At 67.0% G+C, this 13,864-nt stretch carries 13 protein-coding genes; all 13 read left to right on the plus strand.

Annotation, left to right across the window (positions count from 1 at the left end; translation table 11 throughout):
- Nucleotides 1-219 precede the first annotated feature (219 nt).
- On the plus strand, nucleotides 220-1,386 hold the full coding sequence (locus EIP75_RS12635; protein WP_125243644.1) for a hypothetical protein: 1,167 nt from the start codon (nucleotides 220-222) through the stop codon (nucleotides 1,384-1,386).
- Nucleotides 1,387-1,478: 92 nt separating this feature from the next.
- Nucleotides 1,479-3,416: a hypothetical protein gene (locus tag EIP75_RS12640; RefSeq protein WP_125243645.1), complete on the plus strand. Its 1,938-nt coding sequence runs from the start codon at nucleotides 1,479-1,481 to the stop codon at nucleotides 3,414-3,416.
- Nucleotides 3,417-3,445: 29 nt separating this feature from the next.
- Nucleotides 3,446-3,724, plus strand: coding sequence for a hypothetical protein (locus tag EIP75_RS12645; RefSeq protein WP_125243646.1), 279 nt, complete (start codon nucleotides 3,446-3,448; stop codon nucleotides 3,722-3,724).
- Complete coding sequence (locus EIP75_RS12650) at nucleotides 3,721-4,383, plus strand: CpXC domain-containing protein (RefSeq protein ID WP_125243647.1); 663 nt, start codon at nucleotides 3,721-3,723, stop codon at nucleotides 4,381-4,383. The genes EIP75_RS12645 and EIP75_RS12650 overlap by 4 nt, the downstream gene beginning before the upstream one ends.
- Before the next feature lie 266 nt (nucleotides 4,384-4,649).
- A complete protein-coding gene (gene ahpC, locus EIP75_RS12655) occupies nucleotides 4,650-5,225 on the plus strand; it encodes an alkyl hydroperoxide reductase subunit C (RefSeq protein ID WP_125243648.1) in 576 nt (191 codons plus the stop codon).
- 204 nt (nucleotides 5,226-5,429) lie between these two features.
- The gene (gene ahpF / locus EIP75_RS12660; protein WP_125243649.1) at nucleotides 5,430-6,989 is read left to right on the plus strand and encodes an alkyl hydroperoxide reductase subunit F; all 1,560 of its coding nucleotides are present in this window, start codon (nucleotides 5,430-5,432) and stop codon (nucleotides 6,987-6,989) included.
- A gap of 264 nt (nucleotides 6,990-7,253) precedes the next feature.
- Nucleotides 7,254-7,889 (plus strand): PEP-CTERM sorting domain-containing protein, encoded by a 636-nt coding sequence (locus EIP75_RS12665; RefSeq protein ID WP_125243650.1) that lies wholly within the window; start codon nucleotides 7,254-7,256, stop codon nucleotides 7,887-7,889.
- A gap of 179 nt (nucleotides 7,890-8,068) precedes the next feature.
- Nucleotides 8,069-8,704 carry a PEP-CTERM sorting domain-containing protein gene (locus EIP75_RS12670; protein WP_158622837.1) on the plus strand — a complete coding sequence of 212 codons (636 nt, stop codon included), beginning with the start codon at nucleotides 8,069-8,071 and terminating at the stop codon, nucleotides 8,702-8,704.
- 238 nt (nucleotides 8,705-8,942) lie between these two features.
- Nucleotides 8,943-9,233 (plus strand): hypothetical protein, encoded by a 291-nt coding sequence (locus tag EIP75_RS12675; RefSeq protein WP_125243652.1) that lies wholly within the window; start codon nucleotides 8,943-8,945, stop codon nucleotides 9,231-9,233.
- An 83-nt stretch (nucleotides 9,234-9,316) separates the two neighbouring features.
- The gene (locus EIP75_RS12680) at nucleotides 9,317-10,231 is read left to right on the plus strand and encodes an MBL fold metallo-hydrolase (RefSeq protein WP_125243653.1); all 915 of its coding nucleotides are present in this window, start codon (nucleotides 9,317-9,319) and stop codon (nucleotides 10,229-10,231) included.
- Between the two features lie 68 nt (nucleotides 10,232-10,299).
- A complete protein-coding gene (locus EIP75_RS12685) occupies nucleotides 10,300-11,556 on the plus strand; it encodes a class I SAM-dependent methyltransferase (protein ID WP_233584842.1) in 1,257 nt (418 codons plus the stop codon).
- Nucleotides 11,553-12,293 (plus strand): winged helix-turn-helix domain-containing protein, encoded by a 741-nt coding sequence (locus EIP75_RS12690; protein ID WP_125243654.1) that lies wholly within the window; start codon nucleotides 11,553-11,555, stop codon nucleotides 12,291-12,293. The genes EIP75_RS12685 and EIP75_RS12690 overlap by 4 nt, the downstream gene beginning before the upstream one ends.
- Entirely contained in the window at nucleotides 12,290-13,780 is a 1,491-nt protein-coding gene (gene creC, locus EIP75_RS12695; protein WP_125243655.1) for a two-component system sensor histidine kinase CreC, read from the plus strand. Before EIP75_RS12690 ends, creC begins: the two co-directional genes overlap by 4 nt.
- Nucleotides 13,781-13,864: the final 84 nt, after the last annotated feature.

The following is a 13,864-nucleotide window of genomic DNA, read 5'->3' on the forward strand; positions in this document are numbered from 1 at the left end:
GGAATTTGCCCTACAGAACGCATGAAAAGCCGGGGCAAGGCCGCCCAGACAAAAGCGCTGCAAACACAGGGCGTTTCCGCATCGCGGGGCAGGCTACCGATCAGGCGGTTCCGGGGGTGTGGCGCATCCCACTTCTTAGGGGGATGCTCCAAGTGTGCCCAGGCGTGATCTGCATGGTATTTTCAACGCCTTGCGCCACCGCCACTCAAGAGCCCCGCCATGCCGATCATCGACCTGCCAGCCGAACTCACCAAGAGCTTCTGGGACAAGAAGAAAGGCGCGCTCGATGGCGCCGGGCTGGACGACACCCTCAAGGCCTTTCAGAAGAAGCACGAGGCCGTGGACTGGCCCAAACTGGCCGAGGGCTGGAGCAAGGCCGCGGGCAAGGACCCGTCCAAGCTCAAGGCCCTGCATGAGGCCCTGGACAAGCTCTACCGGGCCAAGGCCTCGCCGCTCAAGCTCGAGGCCACTGCCCTGGCCAGCGCTGCCGACAAGGCCGCCAAGGCCAAGGATGCGGCCAAGCCCCGCAAGGATGCCTGCACGCTGATCGCCAAGGAGGCGCTGGCCTATGCCAAGGCCGTGGGCGCAGGGCTCGATGCGCTGGAGCAGGAGCTTGTCACCGCGCTCAAGGCCCTGCCCAAAGAGAGCGAGTCGGACGAGGAAGAGGGCGAGGACGAACCCGCCAACGCCCTGCTGGACCCGGACCGCCTGCTCAAGCAGCTCAAGCTGTGCAAGGCGGATCCGGCGCGCCAGGTCTTCTTCGCCTACCTGGACAACAACAAGGACGACCCCCACCTGGCCGTGCACCCCAGGACGAACGGCCGATCGATGACCGCCAAGCTGGTCAAGGATGTCGGCATCAAGACGGGCGCCTTCGGCCTGCTGTCGCTGGACGGGATGCTGCTCAAGCTGGTGGTCGAGAAAAAATACGGCGGCCTGGTCAAGCGCATCCGCATCCCCATCCGCAAGTGCGGTTTCAAGATCGGCAAGGTGCTGCTGGTCGACGAAGCCGGCCAGACGCTGGACCAGGATGATGAAGACAGCGCGACGACCCCCGAGGCGGCCCCCACCGCGGCCACCAAGCCCGCCGCAGGGGATCTGCTCCAGCTGTGGGCCAAGGTGCGCAACGATGCTGTGGGCATCCTCAAGGGCGTGGCCAAGGACATCGCCGAGCTCAAGGATCCGGAATCGGCCAAGGCCGTGATGGAGATCAGCGCCGTGGTGAAGAACCTCCCGGCCGAGCCGCGCACCTCTCAGCAGGTGGCCGAACTGGTGCGCTACCTCGACAAGGACGACGTGGTGCTGGACGTGTCGGAGTTCGCCTCTGACATCCGGACCCCGCTGCTCAAGGTGCTCGCGCAACTGCACAAGGCCTTGCCGGCCTGAGTCCGCACCTGTCGAACCCGGGCAGATCGTGCCCCTCAAGCCCTTCCCCTGAACTCCTTCCCGTACCTGCCGTGCCTCATCCACGTTCCCTCGTGGGCAAGTTGTTGCTCAAGAAAAAGTCCGCCGCATCCGGTACCGCCACCGGCGGACCGCCTGCCGACCAGCCCTCACCCCCTTCCGATGCCGATCAGAAGCTGGCGCAGGCCCGCCAGAAGATCCAGCGGAGCCTCGACACCCTGGGCCAGGACATCAACGCCCTGTCGGTCGACGCGCTGAAGGTGCCGCTGGACCGCCTGGCCACGACGCTGCGTGCGCACATGGCCACGCTGGACACCCTGCCCGATTCTGCTGCCCGCGCCAGCCGGCTGATGCAGATCGGCGAAGGTGGCGCACGCCTGCAGCAGGAGCTGGCCAAGGTCCGCGACCGCATCGCCGAGGTCCGCCAGCACCAGGCCGACTGGGCCGAGCAACCCACGGCCGCGCTGCAGCGCGCCCTGGGCCGCGCGTCGGCCGGCACCCGCTCGACCTTGCTGCCCGAGCTGACCCGCGCCCAGGTCCTGGTGCGGGACGCCCGCGCTGCGCTGCAGGCCGGCCGCCTGGACGAGGCCGATGCCAAGGCCACCGAGGCCTACTGGGTCTGCGACGACGCCACCAAGCGCATCGCCACGCTTGAGAAGCTGGACGTGGTCCGCACGGCGCACGGCCAGGCGGCCACCTTGCTGCGCCAGCTCAAGTCCCATCCCCAGCATGCCAAGGCCTTCGCGGCCCTGTCGGCGCAGTTCGAAGGCGTTGTCAACCAGGCCCGTGGGCTGCTGACCACCGGCGAGGCTGCAGACCCGGCCCTGCTCGAGGACATCGTCACCGAACTGAAGCAGGCCGAACGCGTGGCGGGCAAGTCACTCGCCGAGTACGACGACTACCAGCGGCAGTACAAGCAGATCGACACCCAGCTCAAGGCCCTCAAGGCGCATCCGCAGGCGCAGGCCATCCACGCCGAGACCACCCAGATCGACCTGGGCCTGCTGGGCGCAGACAACCTGGGCGCCCACGTGCAGGGCGGCTGGCACCGTGCCAAGGTGGCCCTGGCCCCGCTGGCCGGGCAATGTGCCCAGGCCAAGGCGCTGGCCGACAAGCTGGGCAAGGCCGCCGCGCAATTGCCGGTGCTCACGAAGAAGCTGGAAGACAAGGGCATCGCCAAGGATGATGTCGCCCGCGTGGCCAACATGGCGCACAAGCTTCTGGTCGAGGAGAACTGCGACGCCGAGACGGCCGTCGAGATGGCGCAGTCGGCCCACAAGTTCACCGGCGAAGGCCTGGACGAGCCCGACGCCTTGCGATCGGCCCGTGTCAAGCGGGTGCTGATGGGCGACAAGGGTGTCACCGAAGAACACGCCCACGCCATCGGCAAGAGCGTGCGCGCCCGCGGCACCGCCTCCATCGAGGACATCCAGTGCGTGGCCGACCAGATGAAGCGCATGTCACCCAAGGCACTCGAGGCCCTCAACGACGCGGGCGTGGTCACCGGCATTTGCCGCGGCCCGGTCACCGACATGGTGCCCGAGCTGGCCGACGTCAACCCTCGTGGATGGGGCGACCGGACCTGGGACGAGGTGCCGGGGTGCTACATGGGCAGCAAGAAGACCGTCATCGTCGGCACCATGGACGACGGCAACGGCCAGCGCAAGGTGCCCGGGGAGGGCGAAGGCCCGGTCCCCCACGGCACGCCTGACCTGTTGGGCCACGAGGCCGGCCATGCCTTCGACGCGGCCGGTGGCGGCAGCAAGCGCCATGACCCGCGCTTTGTCGCGGCCCGCACCCGGGACCTGGCCGAGGCGCCCCCCAAGGGGCTGACCCCGGGGCGTGACGATTACTTCATGACCAACGTCGAAAGTCCGACAGGCAACCAGACGGGGGACGATGGCGCCCGCTCGGAATCCTTCGCGGAAAGCTTCGCGCTGCACTTCGGCGGCCACAGCGCCAAGTGGCCGAACATGCTGAAATTCTGGCAAAGCAACCCTTGGGGTGTCTGACGACACCATCACGACACTCGAGATCATCCATGAGCAACACCCCCTCTGGCATTCCACCCCGCCCCGTGCACATGCCGCCCGCGCCGCCTGAGCAGCCCGAGCAGCCCTATGTGGGCTCGGCCCACATGCGCGAGGACGGCACCCTCGAACTGCGGCTCCGGGCCGAAGCGCCGGGCGAGATCCTGGGCGAGGCCATGTTCATCGTCAAACCAGATGACCCGCGCCATGCCGGCTTGGTCGACCACCTGGGCGGCATCAGCGCCGGTGGTTACGCACCGGTGCGGCCCATCCCTTCAGGCGTGCTGTGAGCACGCCGCCGGGCGGCCCCGATCCGGTCCAGCTGGACTGTCCGCAATGCGGGCCATCGGTGGTCGTGCAGGCACATCGGCACATCGATGCCGACCATGACACGGGCTTGCGCCAGGCCATCCTCCAGGACACCCTCCAACAGGTGGAGTGCCCGCATTGCCAGGCCCTGGTGCGGGCCGAGCCCCGGCTGACTTACGCGGAGATCGCGCGTGGCTTGTGGGTGGCGGCCTTTCCGCATGAACAGCTCGGCGCCTGGCAGACGCTGGAGCCCGGCGCTCTGGACGCCCTGCGGCAGGTGCAAGGCCCGAATGCCCGTGGCACCGAGCGCGTCGTGTTCGGCTGGCGCGCGCTGCGCGAAAAACTGCTGGCCGCCGATGCCGGCCTGGACGACGTCACCCTGGAAAAACTCAAGCTGCTGCTGATGCGCGACATGCAGGCGCCGCCGCTGCCCTTGGGCGCGGAGTTGCGCCTGAGCGAGGTGTCCGCGCAGAGCCTCATCGTCACCGTGCTCGACCGCCAGGGGCGGCCTCTGGAAAACCTGGACGTGCCGCACGACCTGCTGGCGGACATCACGGCCGATCCCGAAGGTTGGGCCCCCCTGGACAGCGATCTCCGCGCCGGCCCCTTCGTGGACGTGCAGCGCCTGGTCCGCGGCTGAGACTCGCCCGGCTTCAAGTCCCTGGCGGCATCCGTGTCGAAACAGGGTTCACCATCCCGTCGCACACCGGGCGCTATGCTGGTCCATGCGGTCATCCGTCCGGATTTCCCCGGAATTTGTCCTGTTTTGCCCCCAAAGACGCCGGCGCAGGGCCAGGACATAGCGATTCCCAATCAGGCGAATTTGTTCAATCAATTCGCCATATGGCATGCGCTGGCCTAAGATTCATCCATCACTTCTTCACACCACCAACAGGAAAACAAGCCATGAGCCTGATCAACACGCAAGTCCAGCCGTTCAAGACCGAAGCCTTCGTGAACCGCGGCGGCAAGGGTGAATTCATCACCGTCACCAACGAAAGCCTCAAGGGCAAGTGGTCCGTCCTGATCTTCATGCCGGCCGCCTTCACCTTCAACTGCCCGACCGAGATCGAAGACGCCGCCAACAGCTACGAAGAGTTCCAGAAGGCTGGCGCCGAGGTCTACATCGTCACCACCGACACGCACTTCTCGCACAAGGTGTGGCACGAGACCTCCGACGCTGTCGGCAAGGCCAAGTTCCCCCTGGTCGGCGACCCCACGCACCAGCTGACCAACGCCTTCGGCGTGCACATCCCTGAAGAAGGCCTGGCACTGCGCGGCACCTTCATCATCAACCCCGAAGGCCAGATCAAGACCGCTGAAATCCACAGCAACGAGATCGCCCGTGACGTGTCGGAAACCGTGCGCAAGCTCAAGGCTGCCCAGTTCACCGCCGCCAACCCCGGCCAGGTTTGCCCCGCCAAGTGGAAGGAAGGCGCCAAGACCCTGACGCCTTCGCTGGACCTGGTCGGCAAGATCTGATCGACACCTGTTCGATCCATTGAACCCCCGGTGCTGAGGCTCCACCTCGACATCACGACCCCCAAGGGGTTGTCCCTGCGGGCCCACGAGGCCTGCCGGGCAGCCTCGCCTCAGCCCCTCGCAGGCCTTCCATCGCACCCCGGGAGGCCAGCTGCCAAAGTCGCTTGAAAAGAAGCACATCTTCTAGAAGAAAGGATGCACACCATGCTGGACGACACCCTCAAGGCCCAACTCGGCGCCTACCTGGAGCGCGTGACGCAACCCTTCGAAATCGTGGCTTCGCTGAGCGACTCTGAGAGCTCCCGCGACACGCTCGAGCTGCTGCAGACCATCGTCGGCCTGCGCAGCGACAAGATCACCCTGCGCACCGACGGCCAGGACGCGCGCAAGCCGTCCTTCACGCTGCAACGCGCAGGCACCAACACCAGCCTGCGCTTTGCCGGCCTGCCGCTGGGCCACGAGTTCACCTCGCTGGTGCTGGCGCTGCTGTGGACCGGCGGCCACCCGCCCAAGGTCGAGCAATCCATCATCGACCAGATCAAGGCCCTGGACCGCGACCTCGAGTTCGAGGTCTACATGTCCCTGACCTGCCACAACTGCCCCGATGTGGTGCAGGCGCTCAGCCTGATGGCCGTGCTCAACCCGCGCATCAAGACCACCGTCATCGAAGGCGGCACCTTCCAGGAAGAGGTCGAGAAGCGCGAAGTGATGGCCGTTCCCATGGTCTACCAGGGCGGCCAGGTCTTCGGCTCGGGCCGCATGACCATCGAAGAGATCCTGGGCAAGGTGGACACCGGCGCGGCCGATCGCCTGGCCTCCGAACTCTCGGCCAAGGCCCCTTATGACGTGCTGATCGTCGGCGGCGGCCCGGCCGGTGCCGCGGCGGCCGTGTACGCCGCCCGCAAGGGCATCCGCACCGGCGTGGCGGCCGAGCGCTTCGGCGGCCAGGTCAATGACACGCTGGCCATCGAGAACTACATCTCGGTGCTGGAAACCGACGGCCCCAAGTTCGCCATGGGCCTGGAAGCCCACGCCCGTGCCTACGACGTGGACATCATGAACCTGCAGCGGGCCGAAGCCATCGTGCCGGCGGCGCAGCCGGGTGGCCTGGTCGAGGTCAAGCTGGCCAATGGCGGCTCGCTCAAGGGCAAGACGGTGATCATCTCCACCGGCGCGCGCTGGCGCAATGTGAACGTGCCCGGCGAGCAGGAGTACCGCAACAAGGGTGTGGCCTACTGCCCGCACTGTGACGGCCCGCTGTTCAAGGGCAAGCGCACGGCCGTGATCGGCGGCGGCAACTCGGGTGTCGAGGCGGCCATCGACCTGGCCGGCATCGTCGCCCACGTGACGCTGATCGAGTTCGCCGACCAGCTCAAGGCCGATGCCGTGCTGGTCAGCAAGCTCCAGAGCCTGCCCAACGTGACCATCCACACCAACGCCCAGACCACCGAGATCACCGGCGAGGCGGGCAAGGTCAATGGCCTGAAGTACAAGGACCGCGCCACCGGCGTGGAGCACCTGGTGCCGCTGGAAGGCGTGTTCGTGCAGATCGGCCTGGTGCCCAACACCGAATGGCTCAAGGGCACGGTCGAGCTGTCGCGCTTCGGCGAGATCATCGTCGACGCCAAGGGCGCCACCAATGTGCCGGGCGTGTTCGCCGCGGGCGACGCCACCACGGTGCCGTTCAAGCAGATCGTCATCGCGGCGGGTGATGGTGCCAAGGCGGCGCTGGCGGCGTTTGATCACCTGATCCGCCACGGGTAACGGGCGTAGCCCCTGGCTCCTGGCGCGTGATGCGAAGGCCCGGCTCCCGCCGGGCCTTTCTGTTTGGAATGCCATCCCGTCGTTCTACCCAGGAGTCGGGGGTAAACCCGAATAACGGCGATCATTATTTCCGGCCTGGCTCGCTTCAAACCGGACAACGGGGCAGACGATACCGTGCAAACCCTGAATCAAGGGGGTCGAGCCCCAGGGTTGACCCCGACATAATTGATTCAATTCAAACGAATTGCTGCAAGGAGAAAGCACATGTCCAAGTTCATCAAGTCGTCCCTGCTTGCTGTGGCCACGGCGCTGTCCATGGGAGCGCACGCGGCACCCACGGCCTCCTATGATTTCTACAGCAATGGCGGTGGCTGGGTCGACAGCCTCACCAACTCGCTGAACTTCACGGCCAATGGCATCGGCCTGACGATCACGCCGGTGTCCACCAACTCTGATGCCAAGGTGGCGTACCGCTGGGATGGCATCGGCCTGAGCGCGGGCTTCCTGGAACCCAATGAATTGAACAGCTCGCTGCTGCACACCCCTGGCGACGCGCTGCTGCTGTCCTTCAACCAGGCGGTGAGTTTGAACTCCGTGGCGTTCTCGCTGTGGGAGGGCAATTCGTTGGGCGCCCTCGACAAGGCGACCATCACCACCGGCGGCCAGACCTACGCCCTGAGCGCATCGCTCAACGACGGCGGCTTTTTCGTAGATACCTTCGGACTCACGGGTGTGATCCCCGCGGGCCAGTTCTTCGTGATCCAGGCGCAGGGTGACCTTTCATCGTTCCGCTTGGCCGGCCTGAACGTGACTGCCGCCGTGCCTGAAGCGAGCACGACCGCGATGTTCGTTCTTGGACTGGCAGGTGTGGCGGCCGTGGTGCGACGCCGCAAGGTCTGAGCATCCCAAGGGCGCGGGTTATACCGGGGGGCGTTCAATGCCTCTCGGATACAAACATTTAAGTATTCGGACATTTTTGTCCTGAAATGCCTTGTTCGCCCCCCAAGTGCGGGGGGCGAAGATGCACCCCCCTCGGCATAATTTCCTCAAATCCCTTCAATGTGCGAGGAGAAAGCCGAATGTCCAAGTTCATCAAACCGTCTCTGTTGGCTGCTGCTGCAGCCTTGAGCCTGGCAACGTCCGGCGCCCACGCCGTGTCGTTCAATTTCTATCAGTCCAAGAATCTGAACAATCTTGTCGACACCAATTCCGCGGTGGTCAAGGTGAATTCAGGCGGTATTGGTCTGGCCCTGTCGGCCGTGTCGAACAGCTCTGGTGCCAAGGTCGCACAGCGCTGGGATGGTATCGGCGTGGACACCGGCTTGCTCGATGCCGGTGATCTCAACAGTGGCGTGCTGGGTTCCGACACCCTGCTGCTGACCTTCAACCAGACCGTGTCGCTGGGCTCCATCGGCTTCTCGTCCTGGGACAAGGGCCTGTTCGGTGTCGGCGCCGACAAGGTTTCCATCACCACGGGTGGCAAGACCTACAACCTCAGCCTCAATGATGGCAAGTCGCCCTTGACGACCTTCAGCCTGGGTTCACTCGGACTGCAAGGTACAAGCTTCCTGATCCAGGCACAAGGCGCTTCTTCCTCGTTCCGTCTGGCCAACCTGAATGTGACCGCCGTGCCCGAAGCCGGCACGGCCGCCATGCTGGGCCTGGGCCTGCTGGGTGTGGCGGTGGTGGCTCGTCGCCAATCCCGCAAGGCCTGATCCGGGGGGCGCCACCGGGCGCCTGGCTGGTCATGCCCCGCTGTTCGAAAGCCCGCCCTGGTGGCGGGCTTTTTCATTCCTGCCGCGAGGCCGGCAGGCGCGCTGGTGCCCCGTGGTGTGCACAAGTGCCGCCCGCGGGCATTTTTGTCCGCTTCCTGGCGTCATCCGCCGCTCAACCTGCCGCGTTGAACTCCGAAGACAGGGCTGTCCCTGTTCCTTGACTGACGGAGCCTTCGTGATGACCACCATTGCCTCTTCCCAGGATCTGCATGCCGAACTGATGGCCCCTGAAGCCATGACACGCGTGCGGGCCCTGCACGCTGTGGAAGTGCAAGCCGACAAGCTCGGCTCGACCGCACTGAGCAAGGCATTCAACGATTTCGCTGCCCGTGGCATTCCTTTTTATTCGCCGCAGGATCCTCACTACCAGGAATGGGTGGGCAAGGCTGTGGGCTACTGGGAGCAACTCCACGGTGGCGTCGCCGCCCCGCGCCGCGCTGCCAAGCGCCGCGAACTCGCCGCTGCCTGACCTGACTGAAGCCGCACTGGCCCGTTCTCGGGCCGCTGCCATGCCGTATGCTTGGCGAGGGCACACAACGCCTCCAAGCGGCCATGCATGACTTCCTTCCCGCCTCGATCCAGGTTCTGGAGCGGGGCTGGCTCTCGTCCAACAACATCGTCTTCGCCCAGGCGGATGTGCCCACCGTGGTCGATACCGGCTATGTGACGCATGGCGAGGCCACCGAGCGCTTGCTGGACGAGGCCCTGGATGGGCGCCCGCTGGCGCGCATCGTCAACACCCACTTGCACTCCGACCATGCAGGCGGCAACGCGCGCCTTCAGCGCCGCCATGGCTGTCGCATCGTCATTCCCCCCGGCCTGCGTGACGCGGTCGATGCCTGGGACGAGGAGCGCCTGAGCTACAAGGCCACCGACCAGGCCTGCGAGCGTTTCAGCCATGACGAGGTGCTGGCCATCGGCGGGCGCATCGAGCTGGGCGGCCAGGACTGGGACGTGCTACCCGCCGACGGTCACGACGCCGACATGGTGATGCTGTGGAACCCCCAAGAGGGCGTGCTGATTTCGGCCGACGCGCTGTGGCGCAACGGCTTTGGCGTGATCTTTCCGGAGCTGGCGGGCGAATCGGGCTTTGCCGAGCAGCAGGCCACGCTGGACCTGATCTCGCAATTGGCGCCCCGTGTGGTCATCCCGGGTCATGGTGCGCCCTTCACCGAGGTTGATGATGCGCTGGGCATCGCGCATGCGCGCATCCGCTGGCTGGCCGAAGACCCGAAGCGCAACATCGACAACGCGCTCAAGGGCCTGGTGGCTTTCAGGCTGCTGGACCGCCGCCGCATGGACCTGGGCGATGTGCGCACGCTGATCGAGCAGCATCTTTTGACGCAGCGGGGCATACGCGCCCAGGTGGGCGACGATGCCGAGGCCCTGGCCGCCCGCGTGATGGAGCAACTGGCGCGCGTGGGCATGGCCACCCTGGACGATGACGGCGCACTGGTGGCCCGCTAGGCGCTGTGGCCGCCAAGGCGGCGGTGGCGGACAATGGCGCCTTGCCCTGTCTTGTAAAGCCCCGCACCGTGTCCACAGCCGCCTCTCCTGATCCTGTCGATGTCGCAGACCCCGCCCTGGGCCGTTTCATGGGCCTGCTGTCGCGCGCGCTGGCCGAAGGGCGCTGCGAGAAACTGATGCTGGCCGGCTACCACGGCGACGAGCCGCAGCTCGAGCGCGTGCTGGCCCGTCCTGTCGAGCTGCGTGGCCAGGCCCACCTGAGCCTGGTGTGGCGCTACCAGACTCGCGACATCACCAAGAACCTGCCGCTGGACGAGGCCCTGGCCCTGCTGCCTGGCCTGCTCGGTCCGGCGGCCTTTCGCAATGCCCACCTGCACACCCCGGGCGAAGAGGTGCAGCTGGCCTTCAGCAAGAAGGGCAAGGGCTCCGTGCGCATCGGCAAGACGGCCCATGGCGATGAGGCTGAAGGCGCTGGAACCGGCGGCACGGTGGCCCCCGCCGCGCACAACCGCGAAAAGCAGCGCTACCTGGCGCTCTCGCGCCCGTTCCTGCAAGAGCTGGGCGTGACCGATGCGCAAGGCCGCCTGGTGCCGGCCATGTCGCGCAAGTGGAAGCAGATCAACAAGTTCGTCGAGGTGCTGGCCGGGGCCCTGGCGGCCTCACCGTTGGCCGAGGCCCGCGAGGTGCACGTGGTGGACTTCGGTTCGGGCAAGGGCTACCTGACCTTCGCCGTGCACGACTGGCTGCGCCATACGCGGGGCGTCGATGCGCGCGTGACCGGCGTAGAGCTGCGCCAGGACCTGGTGGCCCTGTGTGGCGGCGTGATCGATCGCCTGGGCCTGCAGGGCATGGCCTACGAGCAGGGCGATGTGCGTGATTACCACCCGGCCGCGCTCAACGTGATGATCGCGCTGCACGCCTGCGACATCGCCACCGACCACGCCATCCACCTGGGCATCCGGGCCGGCGCCGAGATCATCCTGTGCTCGCCGTGCTGCCACAAGCAGGTGCGCCCGCAACTGCTGAGCCCGCACCCGCTGCGGCCCATCCTGCAGCACGGCATCCACCTGGGCCAGGAGGCCGAGATGCTGACCGACGGCCTGCGCGCCCTGCTGCTGGACGCGGCCGGCTACGACACGCAGGTGTTCGAGTTCATCTCGCTGGAGCACACCAACAAGAACAAGATGATCCTGGCCGTCAAGCGCGCCCACCCCCGCGACAACGCCGAGGTGCTGGCCCAGATCCGTGACATCAAGGCTTTCTACGGCATCCGCGAGCAGGCGCTGGAAAGCCTGCTGATCGCGGATGGACGGCTGGCGGCATGAGCCTTCAGCGCCTGCTGCTGCTGGAGGATGACCCCGCCATCGCGCGGACAGTGGCCTATGCACTGGAGCGCGAAGGCTTCGCCGTGGACCACGTGCTGCTGGTGCGCGAGGCCGAGGCCCGGCTGGCGCAGGTCCGGCATGGCTATGCCCTGGCCATCCTGGACGTGGGCCTGCCCGATGGCAGCGGCCTGGACCTGTGCCGGGACCTGCGCCGGGGGGCGACCGCTGGACAGCCGGCGCCTGCGGCCGACAACCGCGCCCTGCCCATCGTGATGCTCACGGCGCGCGGTGAAGAGCTGGACCGTGTGCTGGGCCTGGAGCTGGGCGCGGACGACTACATCACCAAGCCGTTCAGCCCGCGTGAGTTGTGCGCACGGGTGCGGTCGTTGCTGCGCCGCGCAGCCTTGTCGCACATGCCGGTCACGCCAGGCACCAGTGCCTTCGACTGCGACGACGCCGGCCAGCGCGTGCGCTATGCCGGCGTGGAGCTGCCGCTGACGCGCCTTGAGCTGGGCCTGCTGAGCATCCTGCTGCGCACCCCCGGCCGCATCTGGTCGCGCGATGCCTTGCTCGACGCCGTGTGGGGCCAGGACGCCGACAGCGCCGACCGCACCGTGGACACGCACATCAAGACCCTGCGCGCCAAGCTGCGCGAGGCCTGCGGCGACGTGGAGCTGATCGTCACGCACCGCGGCCTGGGCTACGCCATCGACCTCAGCCGCCTGCCCGCCCCATGAAGCTCGGCCTGCGTCTGCTGCTGGGCTTCTTCCTGATCACCGGCATCGCCGCCTTCTTCGTGCTGCGGGTGTTCGCCGCCGAGATCCGCCCCAGCGTGGCCAGGGTGGTGGAGGACATGTTGGTGGACACGGCCAACATCCTGGCAGAACTGGTCGAGGACGACCTGGCCGCGATGCCGGCGGGCGGCACCCTTGAGACCGGCCACTTTGCCCAGCGCGTGCGCGAGTACGCCGAGCGGCCTGTGGATGCGCGCATCTGGGGCATGAGCAAGCAGTCGCTCGATTACCGCGTCTACGTCACCGATGCGCGGGGCCGCGTGGTGCTGGACACCGGGGCCAGGCCGGGCGGTGTAGCCATCGGCCAGGATTACTCGCGCTGGCGCGATGTGGCCTTGACGCTCAAGGGCCAGTACGGCGCCCGGGCCACCCGACAGGTCGAGGTGGATGGCCAGCCCTCGGTGCTCTACGTGGCCGCCCCCATCCGCCAGGGCGCCAGGCTCATCGGCGTGCTGACCGTGGCCAAGCCCATGAGCACGGTGCAGAAGTTCATTGACCGTGCCGAGCGTGAGATCCTGGTCAAGGGCCTGTGGCTGCTGGGCCTGTCACTGCTGGTGGGGGTGCTGGTCACCGCCTGGATCGTGTGGTCGGTGCGGCGGCTGCGCGATTTCGCGCAGCATGTGGAGCTGGGCCAGCGTGGCGGCGAGCGCGTTCAAGCGCCCGAGCTGTCAGGCGAACTGGGCGATCTGGCCCGCGCGATGGAGGCCATGCGCGACCGCCTGGAAGACCACGAACACGTGGAGCACATGGTGCGTGCGCTCACGCACGAGCTCAAGAGCCCGCTGGCCGCGATCGGTGGTGCGGCCGAATTGCTGCACGACGACCTGCCCGCCCATGACCGCCATGCCTTCGCCACCCAGGTGCAGGATCAGGCCGCGCGCATGCAGCGCCTGGTCGAACGCCTGCTGGAGCTGTCCAAGCTGGAGCATCGGCGGCGCCTGGAGCACCTGGCGGTGGTGGACCTGGCACCCTGTGTGGAGACGGCGCTGGCACAAGCGCGCGGGCGTGCCGAACAGCGCGAGGTCAGCCTGCAATGGCAGCAGCGTGAGCAGGCCGCGGTGCTGGGCGAGCCCGAGCTGATGCACCTGGCCATGAGCAACCTGCTGGACAACGCCATCGATTTCTCGTGGCCGGGTGGCCGCATCGAGGTGTCTGTGCGGCGCGAGGGCGCCCAGGCCCTCTTCACCGTGCGCGACCATGGGCCCGGCGTGCCGGACTATGCGCTGGCCCGCCTGGGTGAGCGCTTCTATTCCACGCCACGGCCGGCCGTGGCGGGCGAGCCGCCGCGCAAGGGCACGGGCCTGGGGCTGGCCATCGTGCGGCAGGTCATGCAGCTGCACGGTGGTGACGTGGTGTGGGCCCCTGCCGGGCCGGGCCTGGCCGTCACCCTGCGCTGGCCGCTGGCGACACCTTCCGCGCCATCCACCTGAGGACTTCACCCTCGCTTCACACAGCTCATCCAGACCTCACCGTGCGTGTCGACACTGCCCGTGTTTCATGGGAACACACAGGAG

It is taken from the genome of Aquabacterium soli (assembly GCF_003933735.1).
Taxonomy (GTDB): Bacteria; Pseudomonadota; Gammaproteobacteria; order Burkholderiales; family Burkholderiaceae_C; genus Aquabacterium; species Aquabacterium soli.